This is a genomic window from Terrabacter aerolatus, assembly GCF_007991735.1.
GTDB lineage: Bacteria > Actinomycetota > Actinomycetes > Actinomycetales > Dermatophilaceae > Terrabacter > Terrabacter aerolatus.
This window is the reverse complement of the sequence record NZ_BJYX01000010.1, coordinates 110,634-137,299: the sequence shown is the minus strand read 5'-3', so window position 1 is coordinate 137,299 and position 26,666 is coordinate 110,634. Positions and strand designations below refer to the sequence as shown.

Below are 26,666 nucleotides of genomic sequence, written 5' to 3'. Positions count from 1 at the left end.
GCATCATTGTCGGACGACGGGGTTATCGTCACTCCTTGATGCCTGCTGACCCGACTTCGCACCCGCCCGCCTCCGTCCGGTCGCTGTGGCGCCTTCGCGGCTACCTCCGGCCCCACCGGTGGTCCCTCGTCGTCATGTTCGCCGTCTCCCTCGCGGGAGTCGGGCTGACGATCGCCATCCCGCTCGTCACCCGTGCCATCATCGACGGGCCGATCACGCGGCACGAGCTGGCCCCGGTCCTGCCGCTCGGCCTGCTGGCCCTGGCGCTCGGGGTGCTCGAGGCCGTGCTGATCTTCGTGCGCCGGTGGGTGCAGTCCAACGCCGTGCTCGGGCTCGAGACGGACCTGCGCCGCGACCTCTACGAGCGGCTGCAGGCCCTGCCCATGAGCTTCCACTCCCGGTGGCAGTCCGGGCAGCTGCTCTCGCGCGTCACCACCGACCTGTCGGCGATCCGGCGGTTCAGCGGCTTCGGGCTGCTCTTCCTCGTCGTCAACATCCTGCAGGTCGTCGTCGTCACGATCGTGCTCCTGACGATGTACTGGCCGCTCGGCCTCGTCGTGGCCGCGACGGCAGCGCCGATCGTCTGGCTCTCGATGCGGTTCGAGAAGGCCTACGTCGTCGTGTCGCGGCGGGTCCAGGACCAGCAGGGCGACCTCGCGACCCAGGCCGAGGAGGGCGCCGTCGGCATCCGGGTCATCAAGTCGTTCGGCCGCAGCGACCACATGGCCCGCCGCTACGACGAGGCGGCGCTCGAGCTGCGGGCGACGAGTCTCGACAAGGTGCGGCTCTCGGCGAAGTTCTGGACCTTCCTCGAGGTCATCCCCAACCTCGCCGTCGTCGTCGTGCTCCTGCTCGGCGCCATCGGTGTCGGTCGGGGCGCCCTGACACCGGGGGAGCTCGTCGCCTTCATCACCCTCCTGCTCTCGCTCGTGTGGCCGGTCTCCTCGCTGGGGGTCATCCTCGCGATGGCGCAGGAGGCCATGACGGCGGCCGCGCGCGTCCTCGAGATCTTCGACACCGAGCCCGACATCGTCGCCGGTGACCAGCGGGTGCGGAGCCCGCGCGGGCACCTGCGCTTCGAGCACGTCCACTTCGCCTTCCCCGACGACCCGGACCAGCCGGTGCTGCGTGACGTCAACCTCGACGTGGCGCCGGGGCAGACGCTCGCCCTCGTCGGCGCCACCGGCTCCGGCAAGACCGCCCTGACCGCCCTCGTGCCGCGTCTGTTCGACGTCACGGGCGGCCGGGTCACCATCGACGGCGTCGACGTGCGCGACCTCGACCTCGCGGTCCTGCGCAGCCTCGTCGCCACGGCCTTCGAGGAGCCGACGCTCTTCTCGATGAGCGCCCGAGAGAACGTCACCCTCGGCCGGTCCGATGCCGACGAGGACGACGTGCTCGCCGCGCTCGAGATCGCGCAGGCGGGCTTCGTCCACGACCTGCCGTGGGGTCTGGACACCCGCATCGGGGAGCAGGGGCTCTCGTTGTCCGGTGGGCAGCGTCAGCGCCTGGCCCTGGCCAGGGCCGTCCTGGCGCAACCCGCGGTGCTCGTGCTCGACGACACCCTGTCGGCGCTCGACGTGCACACCGAGAAGCTCGTCGAGGAGGCCCTGTCCAACGTGCTGTCCGAGACCACCGGCCTCGTCGTCGCACACCGGGCCTCGACGGTGCTGCTCGCCGACCGGGTCGCCCTGCTCGAGCACGGCACCATCACCCACGTCGGCACCCACCGGGAGCTGCTCGAGACCGTCCCGGCCTACCGCGACCTGCTCGCGGCCGACCCGGTGCCGCCGGCCGATCCTGACGCGCCGACCGCAGCTCCCCGTGCGGCCGGTCGCACCGCCGGTGCCTCCGGAGCCCCCACGAACGAAGGGGCCCGCGCATGAGCACCTCGACCCAGCAGTGGCGCGGTGTCGCGTCGGACGACATCGAGGGCGAGCTGACGGCCGAGACGTCGACCCGCCTCGCCGGCCGCTCCAGACGGCTCCTGCGCGAGCTGCTGCGCCCGTGGCGACGAGCGCTGTGGTGGCTCATGGTCGTGGTCGTCGTCGAGAACGCCGCCCGGCTGTCCATCCCCTACCTCGTCAAGGAGGGCATCGACACCGGCATCCCGCCGATCCGGGCGTCCGGCGACCTCGAGCCGCTGCTGCTCGTCGTCGGTCTCGTGCTCGTGGCCACGGTGACCCAGGCCATCGCGCGCAACCTCTTCCTCGTCCGGTCCGGCGTCATGGGCCAGGACATCCTCCTGTCGATCCGGCGGCGCGTCTTCCGGCACTTCCAGGTGCTCAGCCCGGCCTTCCACGACCGGTACACCTCGGGTCGCGTCATCTCCCGCCAGACCTCCGACGTCGACGCCATCTACGAGATGCTCGAGAGCGGCTTCGACGGCCTCGTCACGGCAGCCCTGACCCTCGTCGGCACCTCCGTGCTGCTGCTCGTGCTCGACGTCAAGCTCGGCGTCGTCGCCCTCCTCTGCGGGCCTGCTCTCGTCCTGCTCACCAACTGGTTCCGCAAGGAGTCGGCCCGCAGCTACCGGGCCACGCGCGAGAAGGTCGCGCTCGTCATCGTCCACTTCGTCGAGTCGATGAACGGCATCCGGGCCGTGCAGGCCTTCCGCCGCGAGCCGCGCAACCAGGCGATCTTCGACGACGTCAACGACGAGTACCGCCGGGCCAACCTCGTCGCCTTCCGCCTCGTCGCCTGGTTCATGCCGGGCATCCGCCTCATCGGCAACGTCACGATCGCCGCGGTCCTGCTCTACGGCGGCTACCTCGCCTATCACGGTGAGGTCACCGTCGGCGTGCTGGCGGCCTTCCTGCTCTACCTGCGCCAGTTCTTCGAGCCGATGATGGAGATCTCGCAGTTCTACAACACCTTCCAGTCCGCCTCCGCGGCCCTCGAGAAGCTGTCCGGTGTGCTCGAGGAGGTGCCCGACGTGCCGGCGCCCACCGACCCGGTGCCGCTCCTCGACCCGCGCGGCGAAGTGCGGTTCGACGCCGTCCGGTTCGCCTACGTCGAGGGCTCGGTCGTGCTCCCCGGCCTCGACCTCACGGTGCCGGCCGGGCAGACGGTGGCGCTCGTCGGCACGACGGGCGCCGGCAAGACCACGATCGCCAAGCTGGCGACGCGCTTCTACGACCCGACGGACGGCGCCGTGCTGCTCGACGGCATCGACCTGAGGAGTCTCGCCCCCGAGGACCTGCACCGGGCCGTCGTCATGGTGACGCAGGAGAACTACCTCTTCAGCGGCACGATCGCCGACAACATCCGGTTTGGGCGCCCCGACGCCAGCGACGAGCAGGTCGAGGCCGCCGCGCGCTCGCTCGGCGCCCACGAGTTCATCGAGGCACTGCCGCAGGGGTATGCCACCCCGGTGTCCAACCGTGGCGGCCTGCTGAGCGCGGGGCAGCGGCAGCTCGTCGCGTTCGCCCGCGCCTTTTTGGCCGACCCCGCAGTGCTCATCCTCGACGAGGCGACGTCATCGCTCGACATCCCGTCGGAGCGGCTGGTGCAGCAGGCGCTCGGGACCATCCTCGCCGGGCGCACCGCCGTCGTCATCGCGCACCGGCTCTCGACCGTGGAGAACGCCGACCGGGTCCTCGTGCTCGAGCACGGTCGCATCGTCGAGGACGGGACGCCGAGCGACCTCGTCGCCTCCGGCGACGGCCGCTACTCCGACCTGCACCAGGCCTGGGTCGACTCCCTCGCCTGACCAGAGCGGCAGAGGCGGGGGACGCCCTCGGGCGGCCCCCGCGCAGGTCAGCGGCCGGCGGGCGTGAGGCCGAGCGAGCGGCCGGCGAGGCCGCGAGCACGCGAACCGAGGCTGCGCGCGATGCCACGCAGCGCCACGGCGGCCGCGGTGTCGGGGTCACCGAGCACCACCGGGGTGCCGGTGTCGCCGCCCTCGCGCAGGCGCGTGTCGAGCGGGATCTGTCCGAGGAGCTCGACCGGCGAGCCGATGCTCCGGGTCAGCGAGTCCGCGACGGCCTGGCCGCCACCGGAGCCGAAGATCTCCTGGCGGGTGCCGTCGGGCAGCTCGAGCCAGCTCATGTTCTCGATGACGCCGACGACGCGCTGGTGCGTCTGCAGGGCGATGGACCCGGCCCGCTCGGCCACCTCGGCCGCAGCCTGCTGGGGCGTCGTGACGACGAGGATCTCCGCCGTGGGGATGAGCTGGGCGACCGAGATCGCGATGTCACCGGTGCCCGGCGGCAGGTCGAGCAGCAGCACGTCGAGGTCGCCCCAGAAGACGTCGCCGAGGAACTGCTGGAGCGCGCGGTGCAGCATCGGGCCACGCCACACGACCGGCTGGTTGCCCGGGACGAACATGCCGATCGAGATGACCTTCACGTCGTGGCTGATGGGCGGCAGGATCATGTCGTCGACCTGCGTCGGGCGCTGCTCGACACCGAGCATGCGCGGCACCGAGAACCCGTAGACGTCGGCGTCGACGACGCCCACGCGCAGGCCCTGCTCGGCCATCGCGGCAGCGAGGTTGACCGTCACCGACGACTTGCCGACGCCGCCCTTGCCGGACGCGACGGCATACACCCGCGTGAGGCTGTTGGGCTTGGCGAAGGGGATCTCCTTCTCCGGGGCGCCGCCGCGCAGCTGCGAGCGCAGCTCGGCGCGCTGCTCGTCGCTCATGACGTCGAGCTCGACCTCGACCGAGGTGACGCCGTCGAGCGCGAGGAGGGCGTTGCTGGAGTCCTTGGTCAGGGTCTCCTTCATGGGGCAGCCCGAGACGGTGAGGAAGATCGCGAGGTCGACCTTGCCGGCGTCGTCGATCTCGACCGACTTGACCATGCCGAGCTCGGTGATCGGCTTGCGGATCTCGGGGTCGTTGACCTTCGACAGCGCCGTGAGCATGGCGTCCCGGCTGGGCAGTGCGACGACAGACATGTGCTCCATCGTATGCCGCCCTGCCGGACCCCCCGACCACGCCCGCTGTCTACCGCGACACACCGAGGAGGCCGTGACACACCGGCGTCCGGAACCGGTGGGTCGACCCCTACTCGGTGTGTTGCGGGGGAGCGGTGGGGTCGTCCGTGCCGCGGACCGCCGTGCGGCTCTCCAGCTCGTCGAGGAGGTTGCGCAGCTCGGAGCGCACGAAGTCACGGGTCGCCTGCTCACGCAGGGCGATGCGCAGGGAGGCCACCTCCCGCGTGAGGAACTCGGTGTCGGCGAGGTTGCGCTCGTCACGCGCCCGGTCCTGCTCGAGGGCGACGCGGTCGCGGTCGGCCTGACGGTTCTGGGCGAGCAGGATGAGGGGTGCGGCATACGACGCCTGGAGGCTCAGCGCGAGCGTGAGGAAGATGAACGGGAACTCGTCGAAGCGCAGGCCGGCGGGCGCCGCGACGTTCCAGAGGATCCACGCGGCGACGAAGACCGTCATGCCGATGAGGAAGCCCGCGGTCCCCATGAGTCGCGCGAACTGCTCCGAGAGGACGCCGAAGGCCTCCTGCGAGAACGTCATCCTCGGCAGGACGCGGGCGCGCTGCTCCTGCGGCTGGTCGAGCTTGTCGCCCCGCACCGCTCGTGACGGGGTGCGTCGCTCGGCGCGCTCGCTCATGTCACCACCCCGATCTCGTGCCGTTCCTCACGCCAGTCCTCGGGCAGGATGTGGTCGAGCACGTCGTCGACCGTCACCGCACCGATGAGCCGCCCGTCGTCGTCGACGACAGGCAGGGACACGAGATTGTAGGTGGCGAGGGTCCGGGTCACCTTCTCGAGCGAGTCGCTCGCACCCACCGGTTCGATCTCCTTGTCGATGATCGACCCGATCGCGGCGTGCGGGGGCTCGCGGAGCAGCCGCTGGATGTGCACGAGCCCGAGGTAGCGGCCGGTCGGGGCCTCGAGCGGGGGACGGCAGACGTAGACCATCGAGGCGAGGGCGGGCGCGAGCTCCTCGCGGCGCACGGTCGCGAGGGCTTCGGCGATCGTCGCCTCCGGGCCCAGGATGACCGGCTCAGTCGTCATCATGCCGCCGGCGGTGTTCTCGTCGTAGGCGAGCAGCCGGCGCAGGGGAGCCGCCTCGTCGGGCTCCATGAGCTGGAGCAGCTGCTCGGCCTGCTCGGGCGGCAGGTCGGCGAGCAGGTCGGCGGCGTCGTCGGGCTCCATCGCCTCGAGCACGTCGGCCGCCCGGGCGTTGGCGAGGCCGGCGAGGATCTCGACCTGGTCGTCCTCGGGCAGCTCCTCGAGGACGTCGGCGAGGCGCTCGTCGTCGAGCGCGGCGGCGACCTCGGCACGCCGCTTGGGGTTGAGGTCGTGGATGACCTCGGCGAGGTCGGCGACCTTGAGGTCGTCGTAGGTCTCGAGCAGCCGCTCGGCGCTCTGGGCGCCGAGCTGCTCGTGCAACCCCACGACGTCCCGGATGTCGACGAGCATCGTCTTGCCCGAGCGCCGGCGGGCGAGGCGCGACATGGCCTTGGAGGCCGACGACACACCGGTGGCGGCCTGACGCACGAACACCTTGACACCGAGCCAGTCGCGGCGCGGTCCCTGCTCGATCGCGAGGTCCTCGACGAGCGCCTCGGAGAAGCCGGCCTCGACCGCCTCCGGAGCGGTGACCGTCACGGTGCGGTCGAAGAGCTCGGCGGCGACGAGGACCTCGTTGGTGCGCTGCTCGAAGCGGCGCATGTTGACCAGACCGGTCGTGATGACGGCGCCCGCATCGATCGAGGTCACGCGTGTCATCGGCACGAAGACGCGACGCCGGCCGGGCACCTCGACGACGAGCCCGATGACCCTGGGCTGGGGACGGCTGACGGAGAACATCACCACGACGTCGCGGACCCGCCCGACCTGGTCACCGAGCGGGTCGAAGACGCTCAGGCCGGTCAGGCGCGCGACGAAGACGCGGGTGCTCGCACTCATGGGGCAAGGTTATGGGGTCATCGTCCGCGCCGACGGGTGCCACGTCGCTGGCGCTTCTTGCGCAGCTTGGCCCGCTCCTTCGCGGCGCGCCTCGCGGCCTTGGCCTCGGCGCGGGCGCGCTTGCGTGCGGCCTTCTCCTCGCCCCGCCCGCCCCAGTGCCACGGCCGCCACGCGGTGGTCGTCGCGGCGGTCCGCGCGGGGGGCTCACGGTGGTCACCGGCGGCATACGCTCCCGGCGACTCGACGGGGCTGTCGAAGGGGACGAGGGCGGTGACGGTGCACTCCGCCGCCCAGCGGGTCAGGGAGTCGTCGACCGAGTTCAGCCGTGAGGCGCGCAGCAGCCCGGTCGCGCGCTCCCACTCGGGCGTGCCCGGCTCGAGGACGTGCACGTGCGCCCGGACGGTGAGCAGGCGCCCGCCGGTGTCCTTGCTGCGCAGCACGAGCCGGACCTCCGGGGGCAGCCACGGCAGCGGCTGCTCGCCCGGGCCGCTGACGACGAGCGCGGCGCCCTCGTCCCAGACGTGCCAGGCGGGCCAGGTCCGGTCGCCCTCGACCTCGATCCACAGCAGGCCGGACTTCGTCATCGCTTCGGTGAGGAGGGCCGCGGTGCTGGGCGCCGTGCCGGGCGCGGGGCCGGTCGCGGTGGCGGCCGCAGGCTCCGACACGGGCTCGGGCACCTGGTCGGTCGCGCGCTCGGTCACACCGCCACCCTAGTGATCCCGCCCTCATCGGTGGCACGCGTGACCGTCGTCATAACGCGGCCCGGTCGGCCGTTGCTACGTTGACGGCCATGCGCAGCGCCAAGGACTTCTTCCGCCCGCTCGCGGTGGGGGCGCCGACGCCCCTGACGCAGGTGCCGGCCCGCCCGTCACGGGTCATCCACTTCTTCGACCCCAGCAACCCCAAGATGGCCGCGAAGGTGCCCGGCATGGTCGGCACCGTCGACGTGCTGCTCGGCAACCTCGAGGACGCCGTCAAGGCGGACCGCAAGGAGGCGGCGCGTGCCGGCCTCGTCGAGATCGCCAAGGCCACCGACTTCGGTGCGAACACCCAGCTGTGGACCCGCATCAACGCCCTCGACAGCCCTTGGGCGCTCGACGACCTGACGACCCTCGTCACCGAGATCGGCGACAAGCTCGACGTCGTCATGGTGCCCAAGGTGCAGGGCGCCGAGGACATCCACTACGTCGACCGGCTTCTCGCCCAGCTCGAGGCCAAGGCAGGCCTGACCCGGCCGATCCTCGTGCACGCGATCCTCGAGACGGCACGCGGCATGGTCAACGTCGAGGAGATCTGCGGCGCGTCGCCGCGCATGCAGGGTCTCTCGCTCGGACCGGCAGACCTCGCGGCCGACCGGCGGATGAAGACCACCCGGGTCGGCGGGGGACACCCCGGCTACCTCGTGCGCACCGACCCCGTCGACGGGGACGTCCAGGGCGAGCGCGCCACGGCGCAGCAGGACCTGTGGCACTACACGATCGCCCGCATGGTCGACGCGTGCGCGATGCACGGGATCTACCCCTACTACGGCCCGTTCGGCGACATCCAGGACGTCGTCGCCTGCGAGGACCAGTTCCGCAACGCCTTCCTCCTCGGGTGCGTCGGCACGTGGTCGCTCCACCCCGTGCAGATCGAGATCGCCAAGCGCGTCTTCAGCCCGTCGGCCGAGGACGTCGCGCACGCGCGGCGCGTCGTCGCCGCCATGGGCGACGGCACGGGCGCGGTCATGCTCGACGGCAAGATGGAGGACGACGCCAGCCTCAAGCAGTGCCTCGTCATCGTCGAGCTCGCCGAGCGCCTGTCGCAGACCGACCCCGCGCTCGCAGAGCTGTATGCCGTCGAGCCCGCCGCGCAGGAAGGCTGACCCGGTGACGCAGCAGACGGCATACCGCCCGCGACGTTCGGTGCTCTACATGCCGAGCTCCAACGAGCGTGCGCTGGAGAAGGCGAAGACGCTCCCCGTCGACGCGCTCATCCTCGACCTCGAGGACGCCGTCGCCCCTGATGCCAAAGCAGCTGCACGCGAGAACGCCTGCGCCGCAGTGCGATCCGGTGAGTACGGCCGCCGGGAGCTGACGATCCGCGTCAACGGCCTCGGCTCCGAGTGGCACGAGGCGGATCTCACGGCCGCAGCCGCCGCAGGTCCGGACGCCATCGTCGTCCCGAAGGTCGGCTCGGCGGACGAGGTGCGTTGTCTGGTCGCCGCGATGGAGGACGCCGGAGCGCCTGAGCGGACGCGCCTCTGGGCGATGGTCGAGACGCCCGTCGCGGTCCTGCACGCCGAGGAGATCGCCCGCGCGTCCGACCGTCTCGCCTGCCTCGTGCTCGGGACCAACGACCTCTACAAGGAGCTCGGTGCGAGCTTCGTCCCCGGCCGGGCGGCCATCGCGACGAGCCTGCAGCTGGCGCTGCTCGCTGCCCGGGCCGCCGGCGTCGCCATCGTCGACGGGGTCTTCAACGACGTCAAGGACGCGGACGGGTTCCTCGCCGAGGCCCGGCAGGGGCGTGAGTGGGGGTTCGACGGCAAGACGTTGATCCACCCCGCTCAGGTCGAGCCGTGCAACGAGGTCTTCGCCCCGAGCGCCGCGCAGGTCGAGGAGGCGCGGGCGGTGATCGCCGCCTTCGAGACGGCGCACGCAGAGGGCAAGGGCGTCGTCACCCTGAACGGGCGCCTCATCGAGAACCTCCACGTCGACACGGCGCAGAAGGTCCTGGCCACGGCGGAGGCCATCGCCGGCCTGTCGTGACCACGGGCCGGCGCACCCCCCAGCCAGAGGGCTCAGGTGTGCGCCGCCGCCCACGTCATCTCCGTCGCGACGTTCCCGCTCCAGAAGGCGTCGTCGTGACCGCCGCGCGTGAAGTGGGCCTCACATCCCGGTAGCCGCCCGGCCAGGGTGCGGTTCGCTGCGATGAAGGGGTCGGAGGTGCCGCAGTCGAGGCGGACCGGGATGCCCTCGAGCCTGGCGATGCGGTTGAAGATCGAGTGCGCGTCGAAGTCGGCCCGGTCGTCGTAGGCGCGCGCCGGCGTCTGGCTGCCCTTGAGCCACAGCGCGGCGCTCGCGGCCACGACACCGCTGACGCGGGAGCGGCCGAGATCGCTCGCCAGCAGCAGGGCGCCGAAGCCACCCATCGACCACCCGAGGAGCGTCACCCGCGCAGAGGGTGGCAGCCCTGCTCCGGCGAGCGCCAGGGGGATGAGCTCGTCGCGGACCATGGCGCCGCTGTCGGTGCCGTCGCGCCGCGCGTGCCAGTAGGAGTCACGGCCGTCGACGGAGACGAGCGCCATCCGTGAGCTCTCGACGGCGTCGCCGAATCCGAGGTGGAAGGCGTCGTCCGCCGAGCCGCCGAACCCGTGCAGCGCCACGACGAGTCCGCGAGGGCGTCCGGAGCGCGGCACGGCCATCCGCCAGTGCGGCGCCTCGAGACCGAAGCGGTCGGAGAGGACGCCGTCGGTCAGGACCGGCCCGTCCGCGCCGGCGCACCCCGCGAGGTTCGGCACGAGGGCGGCCGCGACGACGGCGGCGCCCAGCAGCACCGAGCGTCGCGACGGGGCGCGGTCGGTGGTCATGGCGGGAGCGTAGCCGCGGCGGTCGGTCGGGTCTGGTCCTCCGCGACGGTGGGATCGGTCGACGGACTTCGCGCGTTGGAGCAGTCATGAGCCGGGGCGTGCGGGACGACGGGGACGGGCAGCACCCCTCGCTGTCGCGGCGTCGGCTGCTCTCGTGGGGCGCCTTCGGGACCCTGGGTGCCGTGACCGCCGGAGGGGCGTATGCCGTGTCGCGCGGTCCCGGTCTCCCCGCGCTCCCGCCGCTGCCCGTGCTGGGTGGTCCGGCGCCGCCGGAGCTGCGGATCGACCCGGTACCGGTGGACTTCTCCGAGCTCCAGGCCCGGCGCCGGATCGGCGCGGCGTCCTACGTCTACGAGGTGGACGGACGGGCCTCCACCTACTACGTGACCGAACAGTTCGGAGCTCGACTCGACCAGTGGGCGGCCCTGCACCGCAAGCACATCGGCCAGGCGCCTGACGAGATCAGCTCGTACGGGGCATGGGTCCGTGGGTCGTCCAGGTCGTGGCACCGCTCCGGCGAGGCCATCGACCTCGCACGGCTCCGCTCCGGCGGCCGCGACCTCACCTCGCTGAGGTACGACCAGTGGCGGGACGCTCCGGCGGGCGAGCTGCGGCGGCGGCTGTCCCTGTACTGGCGCACCGCGGCGGGACTGCACCACGAGTTCGCCGACGTGCTCACCTACCTCTTCGACGATGCGCACCTAAACCACGTCCACGTCGACATCGGCCGCTTCGGACCCGAGCGGCCACGCCTCATCCGCAGGTCGGACGCGCAGGTCCGGGCCGTGCAGGCCATGTGCCGCCACGTCTGGGGCCGCACCGACGTCGACCTGACCGGTGACTTCGACGACGCGACGAGGGACGCGACCACGAGCATCCTCGAGCAGGCCGGCGGACCGGGCGAGCTCGCCGGGAGCCGCGAGTCCTGGCAGGCGTTCATGGTCGCGACGATGGAGCACGCCTGACCCGGGCGCACCAGGCGTGGGGACCCGTTCGGCGGCGCCCGTAGGATCGGGCGCATGCCCAAGACCGTGCTCACTCCCCAGTCAGAGGACTTCCCCCGCTGGTACCAGGACGTCGTCGCCAAGGCCGAGCTGGCCGACAACGGACCCGTACGCGGCACGATGGTCATCCGACCGTACGGCTACGCCATCTGGGAGCGCATGCAGGCCGACATGGACCGTCGCATCAAGGAGGCGGGCGCCCGCAACGCCTACTTCCCGCTCTTCATCCCGGAGTCCTACCTGAGCCGGGAGGCCGAGCACGTCGAGGGCTTCAGCCCCGAGCTCGCCGTCGTCACCCACGCCGGCGGCAAGGAGCTCGAGGAGAAGGTCGTCGTGCGCCCCACCTCCGAGACCGTCATCGGTGAGTACATGGCGAAGTGGACGCAGAGCTACCGTGACCTGCCGCTCCTGCTCAACCAGTGGGCCAACGTCGTGCGGTGGGAGCTGCGCCCGCGAATCTTCCTGCGCACCAGCGAGTTCCTGTGGCAGGAGGGGCACACCGCCCACGCGACGGAGGAGGACGCGCGCCTCTACGCCAAGCGCATCCACGAGGAGGTCTACGCGTCGTTCATGCGCGAGATGCTCGCGATGCCGGTGGTCCTCGGCCGCAAAACTGCCCGTGAGCGCTTCGCCGGAGCGACGAACACCCTTGCGCTGGAAGGGATGATGCGCGATGGGAAGGCCCTTCAGATGGGCACGAGCCACGAGCTGGGTCAGAACTTCGCCCAGGCCTTCGACATCACCTACCTGTCGGAGCAGGGCCGACAGGAGACCTGCTGGACCACCTCGTGGGGCACCTCGACCCGCATGCTCGGTGGCCTCATCATGGGCCACGGCGACGACCAGGGCCTGCGCGTGCCGCCCCGGCTCGCGCCCGTGCAGGCCCTCGTCATGGTCGTCAAGGACGGCGAGGGTGTCGTCGAGGCGGCCCGCCAGGTCGTGGCCGACCTCGTGGCGCGTGGGGTGCGCGCCGAGCTCGACGCCCGCGTCGACACACCCTTCGGGCGCCGCGCCGTCGATGCCGAGCTCAAGGGCATCCCGGTGCGCGTCGAGATCGGGCCACGTGACCTCGCCGAGGGCTCGGTCACGGTGGCCCGCCGGATCGCCGGGGGCAAGTCGCCGGTGCTGCTCGCCGCCGTCACGGACACCGTGGCCGCAGCGCTCGAGGCCGACCACGACGCGTTGTATGCCGCCGCGCTGGCCCACCGGGACGCGCACACGACCGCTGTCGCCACCCTCGAGGACGCAGCCGAGGCGGCCCGCACCGGGTGGGCGACGATCCCGTGGACGACGCTCGGGCGCGAGGGCGAGGCGACGCTCGCCCAGTCGGCCGTCACGGTCCGGTGCCTGACGATGCCCGACGGGTCGGTGCCCGGCTCGGAGTCGGACGACGGTGTGCTCGCCGTCGTCGGTCGCGCCTACTGACGCGCACCGTGGCTCGTCGTCGGCCGCCCGCACCCGCCGGCGGTTGACGGGGCCGGCGGGGCGTGGTCCCTGCCACAACGGAGCCGGGAAGAGACGACGCTGCGGCATGGTTGTCGGATGCGTGAGGACGGTGAGCGCGACGTGACGCACGAGATCGACCGAGCGGGACGGCATACGCCCCCACCGGCGGCGCAGCCGGAGATCCTCACGCCGCTGCTCCGTGACCGCGAGAGCGTCATGGTCTACGACCGCACGCACGAGCTCGGGCCGGACGCGCTGCGCGCGATCCTCGAGGCCGCCCGGTGGTCACCGTCCGCGGGCAACTCGCAGCCGTGGGGTTTCATCGTCGGGCGACGGGGCGACGACACGCACGCCGCCATGGTCGAGCTGCTCTCGTCGGCCAACCAGGTGTGGGCGCCCTCGGCGTCAGCCATCATCCTGACCCTCCACCAGGTCGCCACCGACGAGGACCACGAGATCGCGTACAGCGACTACGCGATGTTCGACCTCGGGCAGGCGGTCGCCCACATCACGGTGCAGGCGCGCTCGATGGGCCTGCAGGTGCGCCAGTTCGGTGGTTTCGACCACCGCGCCGCGACCGAGCGGTTTGCGGTGCCGCCCCACTGGGCCGTCACCACGGGCCTCGCCCTGGGCCTGCCGGCCGGCCCCGACGACGACACCGAGATGCCGGACTGGGTGCGCACCCGAGCCCGGCTGCCTCGCTCCCGGCTGCCACTCGAGGGCTTCGTGCACTCGGGCAAGTTCGGCCACCCTGCGGACTTCCTCACCGACTGACCACCTCGACTGACGGCCTCGACTGGCGGCCTCGACTGACGGCTTCGACGTGCGGCGACCGACCGTCGCGACGGGCCACAGGGGATGGAGGTCACCCCACGAACGGGTGACCTCCACCTGACCTGTGGGCCCCTCGGGACGGCACGGGCGCACCGCCGCCCGCTTCTCACCAGCGGGACGTCGCCGCCGCCATGAGGTCGCCGAAGAGCACTCCCTCGTCCACCGCGTACCCACGACGGGTGAACCAGTCACACATGTTGCGGGTGTCGCGCTCGAGGAACTCCGGTCCGTGCGGGTTGCCGATGACGTCGACGATCTGCGGCCAGTCGATCAGGACGAGCCGCGACGCGTCCCCCTCACCCTCGAGGAGCACGTTGTAGGGCGAGAGGTCCCCGTGGGCCCAGCCGAGCTCGGCGAGCCGGAGCATCGCCTCGCGCAGCTGCTCGAAGAACACCGGCAGCAGGTCCGCCTCCGGGCGCACCTGTGCCAGACGTGGCGCGGCCCGCCCGTCGGAGGTGCCGATGAACTCCATCAGCATCTCGTCGTCGGACATCTGCACCGAGTAGGGCACGGGCAGCCCCTCCTCCCAGAGGCGCACCAGGGTCTGGAACTCCGCGAAGGCCCAGAGCCCGCTGATCAGCTCCTTGCCGAACGAGGTGCGGGTGCGCATGGCCCGCATCTCGCGCGACTTCCGCACGCGCCGGCCCTCGAGGTAGCCGGAGTCGCGGTGGAACATGCGGTGCTGGCTCGACCGGTAGCGCTTGCCGGCCATGACGACGTCACGGTCGGGCGAGCCCGGCACCCACCGGCGGACCAGGTGGACGTCGGCCTCCTTGCCGGTCTTGAGCACCCCGAGGTCGGCCTCCACCGCGCCGAGGTCGGTGATGACCCAGTCCGGTCGGGGCTTCGGGCCGTGGGTCGCGCCGTCCCAGCTCGACCATCGCTCACCCTCGGGCGGACCGTCGGGGTCGCTGTCGACCGCATACTGCTCGTCCTCGAGACCGAGGACCGCCCGGCTGCTCAGCCGGGGCTCGACGGCATCGAGGCCGTCGTCGTGAAAAGCGTTGAACGACAAGAGAACTCCAAGGAAGAAGTGATGTGGGCAGGTGTGCCCGTTGCCGTGATGGACATGTCACCCTCCTTGGGTCGGTGTGGACGGCCGTGTGCCGCCGCGCTCGGTCACAGACTGGCGCGGCGGCACACGGCCGTGCAACGGGTTTTCGCCGGAGCGGCCGACGACGGCCGCTCCGGCAGGTCAGCCGGGTCAGCCGGTGATCTTGTCGTAGCGGTAGGGCACGAACGTGCCGTAGCCGGCGAAGTAGGGGTAGGGGATGGTGCGGGCGATCGCCCCGTGCGAGCCGGACTCCTCGCTCGCGTGGTACGACGTGTGGGCCGAGTCGGCCCACCCGCGGAAGAGCACGACGTGCCCCGACGCGCCGGCGGACCCCGGGCCGCCCTTGAGCAGGACGTCGCCGGGGCGCAGGTCGCTCTTGCTGATCCGGTGCGAGACACCCGGGAGGGTCACGGTCGACAGGGACGACGAGAGGTGCCAGGCCATGGAGACGAATCCCGAGCAGTCCGTGCGGTACTGGCGGCCCTTGGGGTCACCGGTGTAGCGGTTCATGCTGTACGGGATGCGCCGGTCGGTCCAGTACGCCGCGCGCGCCAGGACCTCGGTGCGCGAGATGGTGCCGCCGACCTTCGATCCGCCGGCCGGTGGTGCGGGCGTGCACGACAGGACGCGCGTGATGCCCATCGCCCTCATGGTGAGCGGGCCGGCCTGGCCGCCGGTCGGGATGCCGTGCGCCTTCTGGTAGGCGCGGACCCTGCTCGTCGTGACGGGCCCGTAGACGCCGTCGGCGCCGGTCGCGGCCTTCGTCTGCACCGCCTTGACCTTGGCGATGACCTTGGGCTGGGTGGCCGCCCCGGCGACGCCGTCCTGGCCGAGACAGTTGTCCTTCTGGAAGGCCCGGACGGCGCCCCGGGTGCCCGACCCGTCGACCCCGTCGATGGGGCCGGAGTAGTAGAGCAGGCCCCACAGGTCTCGCTGGAGCTGCGTGGTGGTCAGCGACGTCACGGCCTGGGCCGGTGCGCCGTGACCGATGACGGTGGCGGCTGCGACGGCCAGCGCTGCGAGGAGCGCGCTGACCGACCGCGCCGAACGTGGCGCTGCCGAACGGCGCACCTGCGTGGTGGAACCCATCTGTCGTCCCTTCGTCGACGGGGTTCCCCGATGGTCCCCCGGCGGCACCGACGGTAGGAGCGGGCCGGCCGACGTGGAAGGGGGAGCACTCCCCATCGGGACCGCTTCGCGCGATCTGTATCACCGGGGACGGCGTTCGCCTCTACCGTGGCAGGAGCAGGGGAGACCTCTCGGAGGGGAGCCCAGGTATGCCGTCCGCATCCTTCGGTCGAGGAGCGGTGCGCGTGCGCGCGCCCCGGGGCTACGACGCGTCGCCGGCGTCGGACCGCACCGACCGCGACCTGCCCTCCGGAGGGCGTGACGCCCAGCGCGCCGCCCTCGTCGAGGCCCTGCGCGGCGGCGACTTCGTCGTCGTCGACCGGATCGACCTCACGCCGCGGCGCGGTCGCGACCTCGACGGCCCCGCACCGGCCAACCGGCGGGGCACCGTCGGGGTCGACGTCGACGTGCCGGCCGGTGAGGACGCGGTCGTCCTCCTCGAGCGTGACGGCCTCTACTCGTGGCACCTCCCCGTCGACGTCGGCGAGCGCACGAGGTCGTTGGACCGCGGACCCCGGACGGTCTCGTTCGCGCTGAGGGTCCAGCCCGAGGCCCCGACTCGTCCTGCTGCTCGCTCCCGCTCGCTCGACGCCTCCCCGCGTGCGGTCGACCGCGGTCTGCTCGGTGACCTCGCGCACGGGGCCCTGCAGGCCATCGTGCTCCGCTTCGCGGCGCCGCTCGTCGTGGGGAAGGTCATCGAGCACCTCGAGGCGGGCGTGCACAGCGGGCTCGTCCACGTGACGGGCAGTGCGCTCGATGCGTGGAGACCGGTCGCCTCGCTCGCCGAGGTGGGCCTGCCGACGGAGCGGCCCGCCCGGGTGCTGCTGCTCGTCCACGGGACGTTCTCGTCGACGGCCGGAGCGTTCGGGGCCCTGGCCGTCACTCCGGGGGCGGAGGGGTTCGTCGACACCCTCGTGCAGGCCTACGACGCCGTGATCGGCTTCGACCACCGCACGCTGAGCGTCGACCCCGAGAGCAACGCGCGAGACCTGCTCGCCCTGCTCGAGCCCCACGACGGCGAACTCGTCCTCGACGTCGTCACGCACAGCCGCGGCGGCCTCGTCACGCGGTCGTTCGTCGAGGCGGTGCTCCCGGGGTCGGGGCTGCGCACGAGTGTCGACTCGATCGTCTTCGTCGCCGCCACCAACGGCGGGACCCACCTCGCCGACCCCGAGCGCTGGCACGACCTCGTCGACCTCTACACCAACCTCGTCATGGCCGGCGCGGCCGGACTGTCCCTCGTGCCCGGGGGCGCCCCGTTCGGGGCGGTGGTCAGCGGCGTCGTCTCGGGTGTCGGTGCTCTCGTGAAGTACCTCGTGTCGTATGCCGCGGGCGACGACGGGGTGCCCGGCCTGGCCGCCATGACTCCTGGAGGCCCGTTCGTGACCACGCTCAACGAGGTCCAGCCCGGACAACCCGGGCCGGGCACGGACTGGCACGTCGTCTCGTCCGACTTCCACGTCTCGCTCTTCGGCGACCACCACAACCCGCCGGAGTTCCCCCGGGAGCTGGCGGTCAAGCTCGCCGAGGGCTTCGTCGACGGACTCTTCCACGGTCGCAACGACCTCGTCGTCGACACCGACTCGATGTCCGCGATCGGGCTACCGGCGGGAGGCTACGTCCGTGACAGCTTCGCGCTCGGCACGAACGACGTCGTCTACCACGTCAACTACTTCTCGCAGCTGTCGGTCATCGGGGCGATCTCGCAGTGGCTGCCGCTCGGGCTCGGCGCCTCCGACGACGCGAGCCACCTGCCCGCCTGGATGACCGCCGGGCCCGTCCTCACGTCCGGCGACGGGGGGAGCCGCGACCTGGACATGGCCGAGCCGCCGCCTCCCGCCGCGCAGGCCCCTCCGCCCCCGAACGAGCAGGCCGCGAAGAAGGCGACGGCGAAGAAGGCGACGGCGAAGAAGGCGACGGCGAAGAAGGCGACGGCGAAGAAGGCGACCGCGAAGAAGGCGACGGCGAAGAAGGCGACCGCGAAGAAGGCGACGGCGAAGAGGCCCGTGGCGAGGGAGGCCGCGGTCAGGGACGAGACGACGACGGCCGAGCTCGCTGCGGAGATGCCGTCGACCGTCGTGCCCGGCGCCGAGGCGACGGTGCGCGTCCGCCTGGCGCGTCGGCGACTGGCGGCGACCGAGGGCACCGCCCACGTGGCACAGACCGTCCAGGTCGACGCCGAGCGGCCGGTGAGCGTGCAGGTCTACGCCAAGGACAACGCCCAGGTGCTCGAGACCGACGCGAAGGTCTTCGGCCTGCCGAGCGGGGACTGGGCCAGCGAGCTCACCTTCCGCGTACGGGCCCTCGCGGCCGGACCGGTACGCGTGTCGATCGTGCTGCGTCAGGGCTGGGTCCCGGTCGCCACGCTCACCCTCGAAACGACCGCTGCGCCGGCCGCGGCGGCGGCCCCGGTTCCCGTGACGGCCGCGGTCCACACCGGCATCGACGCGCCGCAGCTCGACGGCCTGCCGTGTCTCGACATCGTCGAAGGGCGCCGGGTCACGGGGGAGCGCGTCTACAGCTATGCCGTGCGCCTCGTCCCCGGGGAGCCCGCGCACGTCTTCGAGTCGGCGCCGATCGTGGGACGCGACGAGTTCGTGCACTACCGCATCGCCGAGGTCGAGGACGTCATCAAGAACCCGGACCTCTCGGCGCAGGAGCGGATGTCGCAGCTGCAGAACACCGGGACCATGCTCTTCGACCAGTTCTTCCCGGAGGACATGCAGGCCTACCTCTGGACGCACCGCGACCTCGTGCACGACCTCATCGTCTACACCGACGAGCCCGTCGTCCCGTGGGAGCTCCTGCACCTCAAGCCGCCGCGGGGCAAGCGGGGGACGACCCCCCGCTTCCTCGCCTCCGGTGGTCTCGTGCGGTGGCAGCTGGGCAGCTTCCCTCCCCAGCAGGTACGCGTGCGGCGGGGCCACGCGCGCACGATCTGCCCGGTCTACGCCGACCCGATGTTCAAGAACGACGTCGGCGTCGCCGAGGCCGGCTACCTCCGCGACCGGCTGGGCGCGACGGCGGTGACGGCCACCCCGACGGGCGTCGAGCGGCTCCTGCGCGGAGGCGGCTTCGACCTGCTCCACTTCTCCGGCCACGGGGCGGCCCGCTCCGACGACATCGCCGAGGCCAAGGTCCTGCTCAAGGGCCAGCGGCGTGGCAGCACCGTGCGACAGCAGTTCCTCAGCGCGACCGACGTCTCCGAGAACCTCGACTGGACGGGCCCGGACGACGTCGGCCCCGTCGTCGTCCTCAACGCGTGCCAGACCGGACGGTCGGGTGAGCTGTTCACGACCGTCGGCGGGTTCGCCAAGGCGTTCCTCGACGCCGGGGCGTCGGCCTTCGTCTCGTGCCTGTGGTCGGTCCGCGGGGAGCCGGCCCGCGTCTTCGTGGAGACGCTCTACGACGAGCTGCTCAAGGGGACCCAGATGTCTCGGGCCAGCGCGCTCGCGCGTGCGGCGGCACGCGACGCGGACGACCCGACCTGGCTCGCGTACGTCGTGTACGCGAGACCGGACGCGGTCCTGCAGACGGTGTGAAACGGCATACGCCCCAGACGAACCCGCTCACCCGAGTGGTTCACGACAAGGAAGGAACGGCCATGGCACGCAGGGCTCTGTGCGTGGGGATCAACGAGTTCGAGTCGCTGCCGCAGACGAGCTGGCTGGCCGGCTGCGTCAACGACGCGAACGACATCGCCCAGGCCTTGAAGCCGCTCGGCTTCACCGGGAGCGCGACGACGGTGCTCACCGACGCCGCCGCCACGAAGAGTGCCGTCATGGCGGCCCTGAACGCCCTCGTCGACACGGCGAAGCCCGGGGACCACATCATCTTCACCCTCTCCAGCCACGGCACCCAGCTGCCGAACGAGCCGGGCGGCGACTTCGAGCCCGACGACCTCGACGAGGCGTTCGCCTGCCACGACATCCGACAGAAGGGCGACCAGTGGGACCGGGACACGGTCATCGTCGACGACGAGATGCACGACCTCCTGGCCCGGGTGCCCTCCGGCGTCCTCTTCGAGGTGCTCCTCGACACGTGCCACAGCGGCACCGGCCTGAAGGACCTCGAGGAGATCATGCAGGCCCAGCTGCTCGGCCGGAAGCCGCGCTTCCTGCCGCAGCCGACGCCCAAGGGGCTGGACCGGGCGCGGGCACTGCGGGCCCAGGCCCCTGCCGGTCGGCCCGACCGCAGGGCCCTCGTCGAGCTGACGAAGAGCCGGTCGACGGCGTCCAAGCCCGTGCTCTTCGCCGCCTGCAAGTCGGGTCAGACCGCCTCCGACGCGACCTTCGGCGGCCGGTCCAACGGGGCCTTCACCTACCTGTTCCTCAAGGCGCTCAAGGAGCAGCCGGCCGCGACGCGCAGCGACCTGCTGCGCGCCGTCACCGCCGGCCTCAAGGGTGGCAACTTCAGCCAGCGCTCGACGCTCGAGGGGCCGGTCAAGTCCAAGAGCGTCCCGTTCGGCCAGCCCTGGTAGGCCAGCCCTGGTAGGCCAGCCCTGGTAGCCCAGCCCTGCATCGACGCCCGCGCGGTCCGGTGACCGAGGACACAGGTGTCGACCCTCACACGCCGGCGCGCTGACCGCCCACCCGGCGCGACGGCATACTCGGACGCAGTTGACCGAGAGCCCAGACGCAAGGTGGCGATTCGCGCATGTCCCGACTGCAGCAGACCGACGGCCTCACCGAGGAGCAGACCGAACTGATCAAGCTCGTGCGCGAGTTCGTCGAGGAGCAGATCATCCCCGTCGCCACCGAGCTGGAGCACCGGGACGAGTACCCGCAGGCGATCGTCGACGGCATGAAGGAGATGGGGATCTTCGGGCTGATGATCCCCGAGGAGTACGGCGGTCTCGGCGAGTCGCTCCTGACCTACGCCCTCTCCGTCGAGGAGATCGCCCGCGGCTGGATGAGCGTCAGCGGCATCATCAACACCCACTTCATCGTCGCCTACATGGTGCTCCAGCACGGCACCGAGGAGCAGAAGCAGCACTACCTGCCGAAGATGGCGACCGGCGAGATCCGCGGGGCCTTCTCGATGAGCGAGCCGGGCTGCGGCTCCGACGTCTCCGCCATCAAGACCAAGGCCGTCCGGGGCGACGACGGTGCCTGGACCGTCAACGGCCAGAAGATGTGGCTCACCAACGGAGGGTCGGCCAACCTCGTCGCCGTCCTCGTCAAGACCGACACGGGCGCCGACTCGGTCTACAAGAACATGACGACCTTCCTCGTCGACAAGGAGTCCGGCTTCGGCGAGACCGCGCAGGGCGTCACGGTGCCGGGCAAGATCGACAAGATGGGCTACAAGGGGGTCGACACGACCGAGCTCATCTTCGACGGGCACCGCACGACCGACGCGCAGATCCTCGGGGGTGAGCCCGGCAAGGGCTTCTACCAGATGATGGACGGCGTCGAGGTCGGCCGTGTCAACGTCGCGGCGCGCGGATGTGGTGTCGCGAGAAGGGCTTTCGAGCTCGGTGTCTCCTACGCCCAGCAGCGCGAGACCTTCGGCAAGAAGATCGTCGACCACCAGGCGGTGCTGTTCCGGCTCGCCGACATGGCCGTCAAGGTCGAGGCCGCGCACGAGATGATGGTCAAGGCCGCCCGCAAGAAGGACTCCGGCCAGCGCAACGACCTCGAGGCCGGGATGGCGAAGTACCTTGCGTCGGAGTACTGCTCGCAGGTCGTCGAGGACAGCTTCCGCATCCACGGCGGCTACGGCTACTCCAAGGAGTACGAGATCGAGCGCCTCTACCGCGAGGCGCCCATGCTGCTCATCGGCGAGGGCACCGCGGACATCCAGCGCATGATCATCGGCCGCCGGCTGGTGGAGGACTACAAGCTCAAGGCCTGAGCGTCCCTTGCCCGTCCGGCAGGGGGTGCGAGGATGGAGGCATGAGCCTGCAACCGAAGGGTCCGGGGGGACGCCAGGGATTTGCGACGCTGTCCCTGGAGTACCCCATGTCGCTGGGTGTCTTCGAGAAGTACCTCGACGCGCAGAAGGCCGTCGACACGCTGTCGGACAACCAGTTCCCGGTCGAGAACTGCCTCATCGTCGGCACCGACCTCAAGCAGATGGAGCGGGTGACGGCCCGCCTCACCTGGGGCCGGGTGGCGCTCGGCGGCATGCTCTCCGGCGTGTGGCTCGGCCTGTTCGTCGGCCTCATCCTCTCGCTCTTCTCCCAGCCCTCGAACCCCCTGACGCTCCTGCTCTACACCGCCCTCTACGGTGCGGTCTTCGGCCTCGTCTGGTCGCTCGTCGGCTACGCCTTCACCCGGGGCGCGCGTGACTTCTCGTCGGTGAGCCAGGTGGTCGCGACGCGCTACGAGGTCTTCTGCGAGCACAAGTTCGCCCAGCAGGGTCGCGAGATCCTCGCCCAGGCGGGCATCGACGTGGGTCCGCACGGCGGTTTCCGCAGCCCGCCCGGGACGCCGCCGACCCAGACCGCCCCACCGACCCCGCCGACCCCGCCGTCGGGCAGCGACCAGCCCGGCCCCCCGCCCGCCCTCTGACCGCAACACACCGAGCAACGGCAAACCCCGGCGGTTGTAACCGCCGGGGTTTGCCGACTGCTCGGTGTGTTGCGCTGGGCCGGAGCTGAGCCGGTCGGGCGCGGATGGTCAGGCGCGGTCGGCCCAGATGCCGGTGATCCACTGCTCCACCTCGGCGGAGCTGCGGGGCATCGCGGCCGAGAGGTTCTCGCAGCCGTCCTCGGTGATGAGGACGTCGTCCTCGATGCGCACCCCGTTGCCGCGCAGCTCGGAGGGGACGAGCTCGTCGTCGGCCTTGAAGTAGAGGCCCGGCTCGACGGTGATGACCATGCCCGGCCGGAGCTCGGCGTCGGAGTACTCCTCGCGGGTCGCGAGCGCGCAGTCGTGGACGTCGATGCCGAGGTGGTGGCTCGTGCCGTGGACCATCCACCGGCGGTGGTACTGGCCGTGGTCGGCGTCGAGGGTGCCCTCGACGTCGACGCCCTCGGGGAGCAGACCCCACTCGTGCAGGTGCTCGGCGATGACGCGGATGGCGGCGGCGTGGACGTCGCTGAACTTGTTGCCCGGCCGGCAGGCGGCGATGCCCGCCTCCTGCGCGGCATACACGGCGTCGTAGATCCGGCGCTGCGCGTCGCTGAAGGTGCCGCTCACGGGCAGCGTGCGGGTGATGTCGGCGGTGAAGAGCGAGTCGACCTCGACGCCGGCGTCGAGGAGGAGCAGGTCGCCGTCCTTGACGTCGCCGGTGTTCTTGATCCAGTGGAGCGTGTTGGCGTGGTCGCCGCTCGCGCAGATCGAGTCGTAGCCGACCCCGTTGCCATGGTGGCGCGCGTGCAGGCCGAAGACACCCTCGACCCAGCGCTCGCCGCGGCCCCGACGGACCGCCTCGGGGAGGTCGGCGATGACGGCGTCGAAGCCCTGGTGGGTGCCGGCGACCGCGTCGCGCATCTGCTCGACCTCCCACTCGTCCTTGACGAACCGGAGCGTCGAGAGGAAGGCGGCCAGCTGCTCGTCGGCCTCACGCTGGCGGTCGACCCGGGTCTCGGCCTCTGCGGACTCGGCGGAACCGGCCGCTGCGGCGCGAGCCTTGTCGACGCGGGTCGCGACCTCGGCGTCGGCGTCGCGCACGACCCGGATGGTGACCTCGCCGGCGTCCTTGCCGACGGCCTCGCCGAACTCGTCGATGTGACGGGCCGTCAGGCCGAGCTCGGACTCGATGTCGGCGAGGGTCGGGCGGGCACCGACCCAGAACTCGCCGTAGCGCGAGTCGCCGAAGAACTCCTCGGTGTCGCGCTCGGCGAGCGGGCGGAAGTAGAGCACGGCCTCGTGCCCGTCGCTGCCCTCGCCGTCGGCCGACGCGCGCGGCTCGAGGACGAGCACGGCGTCGGGCTCGCGGTCGCTGCCCAGGCCGGTGAGGTGGGCGAAGGCGCTGTGCGGCCGGAAGACGTAGTCGCAGTCGTTGCTGCGCACCTTGAGGCCACCGGCGGGCACGACGAGGCGCTCGCCCGGGAAGGCGGCGCTCACGGCCTCGCGACGGCGGGCTGCGTGGTCGGCGACCTCGGCCCGAGGGGTCACCTCGGTGCTGCGGGGTGCCCACCCACTGGCGACGAAGGCCCGGAACTCGTCGGTCGTCGGGCGCTTGCGGCTCGGAGAGGTGTTCTGCTCTTCACTCATCACCGCGTCATCGTGACACGCCATTGCACCTCCGTCACAACCAGATTGCGCCTACGGTCCTCTCATGGATCTCTCAGGCAAGGCGGGCCGGCGCTCCTTCGTGCTCGGTTCGGCGGCCCTCGTGCTGCCGACCGCCTCCGTCGCCGGTGCGGCGACGGCATCGGCGGCGGGGATCGACACCGCGGCCGCGCTGCGGTCGGCGCTCTCCTCGTACCTGAGCACGAGGGTCGGCACCCTGGGGCTGCTCCTGCACGACCACCAGACCGGTCAGGAGGTCACCTGGAACACCTTCCGCAACGAGTCGCTCAGCACCATCAAGGTCCTGGTGCTCGTGACGCTCCTGCGCCGCAGCCAGGAGCGCGGGGTGGCCGTGACCACGAGCCAGAGGGACCTCGCGGGCCGGATGATCCGCAACAGCGACAACGCGGCCACCGACTCGCTCATCACCCAGATCGGCAGCGCCTCGATCCTCCGGGTGGCTCGGGACGTCGGGATGTCCGCGACCGTCGTGCAGACGGGCTCGTACGGCTCGTCGTGGTGGGGCTACTCGACGACCGTCCCCGGGGACCTCGTCAGGCTCCTGCGCGTCGTCGTCGTGGGGACGGGCTACCTCACGGTCGTCAACCGCGCCTACGCGCGCCAGCTGATGTCCACGGTGACGGCCACCCAGCGCTGGGGCGTGTGCGACCCGCCGCTGCCGACGAGCGTCTACACGACGGTCAAGAACGGCTGGGGACCGATGACGGGCGGGTACCGCGTCAACTCGCTCGGCTACGTCCACGGCAACAACCGGTGGTACTCCCTCGCGATCCTCTCGCGCAGCCCCAACGGCTTCACCTACGGCCGGGACACGGTCAACGCCGTGTCGCTCATGGTCTACCGCGCGCTTGACGTGCCGCTGCGCTGAGGGTCACGCCCACCCCCGAGGGCCAGCGGCCGGTGGCATACGGTCTGGGGGTGGCCCGCACCGACCGAACCGCCCGGCCGACCACCGCCCACCGGAGCCTGCCCTCGCTGCGGGCGAGCACCCGGCGCGCCATGAGACCGAGTGGGCCGCCCACCGACGAGATCCCGATCTGGACGACGCCCGACGGCGTCGACTCCGTGACGGCCCAGGCGGTCATCGACCTCGCCATGCGCGCGGGGGTGGCGATGATCGCCACCGGCGCCGCCGCGGCCGACGTGACGGCGACCGTGCTGACGCTGACCAAGGCGTACGGCCTCAGCTCGGTGCACGTCGACGTCACCTACACCTCGGTCACCGTCAGCTACCACCGCGGCCCGAACGCCGACCCCATCACCGTCATGCGCATCGTCCGCTTCCGCGTGCAGGACTACACGCGCCTCGAGCGCCTGCGCGGCCTCATCGTCGAGCTGTCCCAGGACCCGGTGCCGGTGGACGAGGCGCGGGTCCGGTTCGACTCGGTCATCACGGCGCCGCACCCGTACCGTCGCTGGCTCGTCACCGTCGCGGGTGGCGCGCTGGCCGCCGGGGCCGCGGGCCTCGTCGGCGCCGGACCGTTCATCATCCTGCTCAGCTTCCTCACCGCGACGGTCGTGGGGCGGGTCCTGACGTGGCTCACCGGCGCGGGGGTCGCAGCCTTCTTCGCCCAGTGCGTCGGCGCCGCGATACCGACCGCCGTGGCGACCCTCGTCGTGGTCGCCCAGTCGGCGGGCCTCACCTTCGTCGGTGACGTGTCGCCCTCGCTTGTCGTGGCGTCCGGGATCGTCCTGCTGCTGTCGGGCCTCTCGGTCGTGGGCGCGGCCGAGGACGCGCTCGAGGGCTACTACGTCACGGCCGGGGCGCGCGGGTTCGAGGTCATCGTGCTCTCGCTCGGCATCGCGGTGGGCATCTCTGTCGTGCTCTCGCTCGGCAAGCGGCTGGACTACCCGATCGCCATCAGCTCGCAGACGTTGCTCAGCGACAACGTCGTCGTCCAGGTCGTGTGCGCCGTCATCATCTCCGTGGCGTTCGCCGTCATGTCCTACGCGACCGGCACCGCGGTCGCCGTCGCCGGTGTGGCCGGGGGAGCGGGCTGGGTCATGCTGGCGCTCGCCGAGCGGACGCTCCAGCTCGGCGCCGTCACGGCGTCGGCGACGGCCGCCCTCGTCATCGGATTCGCCGCCCGCCTCGTCGCGCGCCGCCTCACGATCTCGCCGCTGGCCGTGACCACCGCCGCCATCGTCCCGCTGCTGCCGGGGCGGATGGCCTACGAGGGCATCTCGCAGCTCGTGACCAACCCCGACGGCAACGGGTTCGCCGTGGGGGTCCCGACGCTCCTGCAGGCCTTCGGCCTCGGCCTCGGCCTCGCCGCCGGCGTGTCGCTCGGCACCTACTTCGCGAGCCTGCTCGTCGCCAAGAAGCAGGGGGTGCGTCCCCGTCCGGCCGCCGGAGCGACCCTCCCGGCCGACCCCGACCCGACGGCCACGGGGAGCACCGCGCCCGTCCTCTCCGAGACGAGCGACCTGCCCGTCGTGGCGGACGACACGGTCGGTCAGGGGCCATCGTGAGCAAGCACACGGCATACGACCATGGGCGTATGCCGTGGGCTCGGGCAGGCTGGTAGCCGCTCGTCCCAGCGGGGCCGGGT

The 26,666-nt window shown here is 71.7% G+C and carries 21 protein-coding genes; 13 read left to right on the top strand and 8 right to left on the bottom strand.

Annotated features, from left to right (window positions below; genetic code table 11):
- Positions 1 to 38: 38 nt before the first annotated feature.
- Positions 39 to 1,886, top strand: a complete 1,848-nt coding sequence (locus tag TAE01_RS11230) for an ABC transporter ATP-binding protein (RefSeq protein WP_246111286.1) — start codon at positions 39 to 41, stop codon at positions 1,884 to 1,886.
- Entirely contained in the window at positions 1,883 to 3,712 is a 1,830-nt protein-coding gene (locus TAE01_RS11225) for an ABC transporter ATP-binding protein (protein WP_147066415.1), read from the top strand. The genes TAE01_RS11230 and TAE01_RS11225 overlap by 4 nt, the downstream gene beginning before the upstream one ends.
- A gap of 47 nt (positions 3,713 to 3,759) precedes the next feature.
- On the opposite strand, the gene TAE01_RS11220 is transcribed toward TAE01_RS11225, so the two are convergent.
- From TAE01_RS11220 to TAE01_RS20520, 4 genes are all read right to left on the bottom strand, one after another.
- On the bottom strand, positions 3,760 to 4,902 hold the full coding sequence (locus TAE01_RS11220; protein ID WP_147066413.1) for an Mrp/NBP35 family ATP-binding protein: 1,143 nt from the start codon (positions 4,900 to 4,902) through the stop codon (positions 3,760 to 3,762).
- Positions 4,903 to 5,011: 109 nt separating this feature from the next.
- Positions 5,012 to 5,572 carry a DUF1003 domain-containing protein gene (locus tag TAE01_RS11215; RefSeq protein WP_147066411.1) on the bottom strand — a complete coding sequence of 187 codons (561 nt, stop codon included), beginning with the start codon at positions 5,570 to 5,572 and terminating at the stop codon, positions 5,012 to 5,014.
- Complete coding sequence (locus tag TAE01_RS11210; RefSeq protein ID WP_147066409.1) at positions 5,569 to 6,876, bottom strand: magnesium transporter MgtE N-terminal domain-containing protein; 1,308 nt, start codon at positions 6,874 to 6,876, stop codon at positions 5,569 to 5,571. Before TAE01_RS11210 ends, TAE01_RS11215 begins: the two co-directional genes overlap by 4 nt.
- A gap of 17 nt (positions 6,877 to 6,893) precedes the next feature.
- Positions 6,894 to 7,577 carry a hypothetical protein gene (locus TAE01_RS20520; RefSeq protein WP_186815157.1) on the bottom strand — a complete coding sequence of 228 codons (684 nt, stop codon included), beginning with the start codon at positions 7,575 to 7,577 and terminating at the stop codon, positions 6,894 to 6,896.
- 89 nt (positions 7,578 to 7,666) lie between these two features.
- Here TAE01_RS20520 and TAE01_RS11200 point away from each other — a divergent pair, with 89 nt between their 5' ends.
- On the top strand, positions 7,667 to 8,740 hold the full coding sequence (locus tag TAE01_RS11200) for an HpcH/HpaI aldolase/citrate lyase family protein (RefSeq protein ID WP_147066407.1): 1,074 nt from the start codon (positions 7,667 to 7,669) through the stop codon (positions 8,738 to 8,740).
- A gap of 4 nt (positions 8,741 to 8,744) precedes the next feature.
- Entirely contained in the window at positions 8,745 to 9,623 is an 879-nt protein-coding gene (locus TAE01_RS11195; protein ID WP_281289285.1) for an HpcH/HpaI aldolase/citrate lyase family protein, read from the top strand.
- Positions 9,624 to 9,655: 32 nt separating this feature from the next.
- Here the strand turns inward: TAE01_RS11195 and TAE01_RS11190 are convergent, their stop codons facing one another.
- On the bottom strand, positions 9,656 to 10,444 hold the full coding sequence (locus tag TAE01_RS11190; RefSeq protein ID WP_147066403.1) for an alpha/beta hydrolase-fold protein: 789 nt from the start codon (positions 10,442 to 10,444) through the stop codon (positions 9,656 to 9,658).
- Between the two features lie 86 nt (positions 10,445 to 10,530).
- Between TAE01_RS11190 and TAE01_RS11185 the strand changes: the two genes are divergently transcribed.
- The 3 genes from TAE01_RS11185 (at position 10,531) to TAE01_RS11175 (ending at position 13,668) form a co-directional block, all read left to right on the top strand.
- Positions 10,531 to 11,409: a hypothetical protein gene (locus tag TAE01_RS11185; RefSeq protein WP_147066401.1), complete on the top strand. Its 879-nt coding sequence runs from the start codon at positions 10,531 to 10,533 to the stop codon at positions 11,407 to 11,409.
- A gap of 54 nt (positions 11,410 to 11,463) precedes the next feature.
- Positions 11,464 to 12,873 carry a proline--tRNA ligase gene (gene proS, locus TAE01_RS11180; protein WP_147066399.1) on the top strand — a complete coding sequence of 470 codons (1,410 nt, stop codon included), beginning with the start codon at positions 11,464 to 11,466 and terminating at the stop codon, positions 12,871 to 12,873.
- Between the two features lie 117 nt (positions 12,874 to 12,990).
- Positions 12,991 to 13,668: a nitroreductase family protein gene (locus TAE01_RS11175; RefSeq protein ID WP_147066397.1), complete on the top strand. Its 678-nt coding sequence runs from the start codon at positions 12,991 to 12,993 to the stop codon at positions 13,666 to 13,668.
- A 166-nt stretch (positions 13,669 to 13,834) separates the two neighbouring features.
- Here TAE01_RS11175 and TAE01_RS11170 read toward each other — a convergent pair whose 3' ends face one another.
- Together TAE01_RS11170 and TAE01_RS11165 are read right to left on the bottom strand one after the other, a co-directional pair.
- Positions 13,835 to 14,743, bottom strand: coding sequence for a serine protein kinase RIO (locus tag TAE01_RS11170; RefSeq protein ID WP_147066395.1), 909 nt, complete (start codon positions 14,741 to 14,743; stop codon positions 13,835 to 13,837).
- Between the two features lie 189 nt (positions 14,744 to 14,932).
- Positions 14,933 to 15,871, bottom strand: coding sequence for a peptidoglycan-binding domain-containing protein (locus TAE01_RS11165; RefSeq protein WP_186815156.1), 939 nt, complete (start codon positions 15,869 to 15,871; stop codon positions 14,933 to 14,935).
- Between the two features lie 224 nt (positions 15,872 to 16,095).
- Between TAE01_RS11165 and TAE01_RS11160 the strand changes: the two genes are divergently transcribed.
- The 4 genes from TAE01_RS11160 (at position 16,096) to TAE01_RS11145 (ending at position 22,425) form a co-directional block, all read left to right on the top strand.
- Positions 16,096 to 19,452: a DUF7379 domain-containing protein gene (locus TAE01_RS11160; protein WP_246111285.1), complete on the top strand. Its 3,357-nt coding sequence runs from the start codon at positions 16,096 to 16,098 to the stop codon at positions 19,450 to 19,452.
- Between the two features lie 62 nt (positions 19,453 to 19,514).
- On the top strand, positions 19,515 to 20,390 hold the full coding sequence (locus tag TAE01_RS11155; protein ID WP_186815155.1) for a caspase family protein: 876 nt from the start codon (positions 19,515 to 19,517) through the stop codon (positions 20,388 to 20,390).
- A gap of 176 nt (positions 20,391 to 20,566) precedes the next feature.
- Positions 20,567 to 21,766 carry an acyl-CoA dehydrogenase family protein gene (locus TAE01_RS11150; RefSeq protein ID WP_147066389.1) on the top strand — a complete coding sequence of 400 codons (1,200 nt, stop codon included), beginning with the start codon at positions 20,567 to 20,569 and terminating at the stop codon, positions 21,764 to 21,766.
- Positions 21,767 to 21,807: 41 nt separating this feature from the next.
- Entirely contained in the window at positions 21,808 to 22,425 is a 618-nt protein-coding gene (locus TAE01_RS11145; protein ID WP_246111284.1) for a YflT domain-containing protein, read from the top strand.
- A gap of 108 nt (positions 22,426 to 22,533) precedes the next feature.
- Here the strand turns inward: TAE01_RS11145 and TAE01_RS11140 are convergent, their stop codons facing one another.
- Positions 22,534 to 24,075, bottom strand: coding sequence for an aminopeptidase P family protein (locus TAE01_RS11140; protein ID WP_147066387.1), 1,542 nt, complete (start codon positions 24,073 to 24,075; stop codon positions 22,534 to 22,536).
- A 64-nt stretch (positions 24,076 to 24,139) separates the two neighbouring features.
- Here TAE01_RS11140 and TAE01_RS11135 point away from each other — a divergent pair, with 64 nt between their 5' ends.
- Positions 24,140 to 24,982 carry a serine hydrolase gene (locus TAE01_RS11135; protein WP_147066385.1) on the top strand — a complete coding sequence of 281 codons (843 nt, stop codon included), beginning with the start codon at positions 24,140 to 24,142 and terminating at the stop codon, positions 24,980 to 24,982.
- A 50-nt stretch (positions 24,983 to 25,032) separates the two neighbouring features.
- The gene (locus tag TAE01_RS11130; protein WP_246111283.1) at positions 25,033 to 26,586 is read left to right on the top strand and encodes a threonine/serine exporter family protein; all 1,554 of its coding nucleotides are present in this window, start codon (positions 25,033 to 25,035) and stop codon (positions 26,584 to 26,586) included.
- Positions 26,587 to 26,666: the final 80 nt, after the last annotated feature.

Bases quoted from the DNA above. Each gene is read 5' to 3' on its own strand.
- TAE01_RS11150 (WP_147066389.1), top strand. From the start codon at position 20,567: ATGTCCCGACTGCAGCAGACCGACGGCCTCACCGAGGAGCAGACCGAA.
- TAE01_RS11145 (WP_246111284.1), top strand. From the start codon at position 21,808: ATGAGCCTGCAACCGAAGGGTCCGGGGGGACGCCAGGGATTTGCGACG.
- TAE01_RS11185 (WP_147066401.1), top strand. From the start codon at position 10,531: ATGAGCCGGGGCGTGCGGGACGACGGGGACGGGCAGCACCCCTCGCTG.
- TAE01_RS11230 (WP_246111286.1), top strand. From the start codon at position 39: ATGCCTGCTGACCCGACTTCGCACCCGCCCGCCTCCGTCCGGTCGCTG.
- TAE01_RS11210 (WP_147066409.1), bottom strand. From the start codon at position 6,876: ATGAGTGCGAGCACCCGCGTCTTCGTCGCGCGCCTGACCGGCCTGAGC.
- TAE01_RS11225 (WP_147066415.1), top strand. From the start codon at position 1,883: ATGAGCACCTCGACCCAGCAGTGGCGCGGTGTCGCGTCGGACGACATC.
- TAE01_RS11215 (WP_147066411.1), bottom strand. From the start codon at position 5,572: ATGAGCGAGCGCGCCGAGCGACGCACCCCGTCACGAGCGGTGCGGGGC.
- TAE01_RS11200 (WP_147066407.1), top strand. From the start codon at position 7,667: ATGCGCAGCGCCAAGGACTTCTTCCGCCCGCTCGCGGTGGGGGCGCCG.
- TAE01_RS11140 (WP_147066387.1), bottom strand. From the start codon at position 24,075: ATGAGTGAAGAGCAGAACACCTCTCCGAGCCGCAAGCGCCCGACGACC.
- TAE01_RS11155 (WP_186815155.1), top strand. From the start codon at position 19,515: ATGGCACGCAGGGCTCTGTGCGTGGGGATCAACGAGTTCGAGTCGCTG.
- TAE01_RS11220 (WP_147066413.1), bottom strand. From the start codon at position 4,902: ATGTCTGTCGTCGCACTGCCCAGCCGGGACGCCATGCTCACGGCGCTG.
- TAE01_RS11190 (WP_147066403.1), bottom strand. From the start codon at position 10,444: ATGACCACCGACCGCGCCCCGTCGCGACGCTCGGTGCTGCTGGGCGCC.
- TAE01_RS11175 (WP_147066397.1), top strand. From the start codon at position 12,991: ATGCGTGAGGACGGTGAGCGCGACGTGACGCACGAGATCGACCGAGCG.
- TAE01_RS11165 (WP_186815156.1), bottom strand. From the start codon at position 15,871: ATGGGTTCCACCACGCAGGTGCGCCGTTCGGCAGCGCCACGTTCGGCG.
- proS (WP_147066399.1), top strand. From the start codon at position 11,464: ATGCCCAAGACCGTGCTCACTCCCCAGTCAGAGGACTTCCCCCGCTGG.
- TAE01_RS11135 (WP_147066385.1), top strand. From the start codon at position 24,140: ATGGATCTCTCAGGCAAGGCGGGCCGGCGCTCCTTCGTGCTCGGTTCG.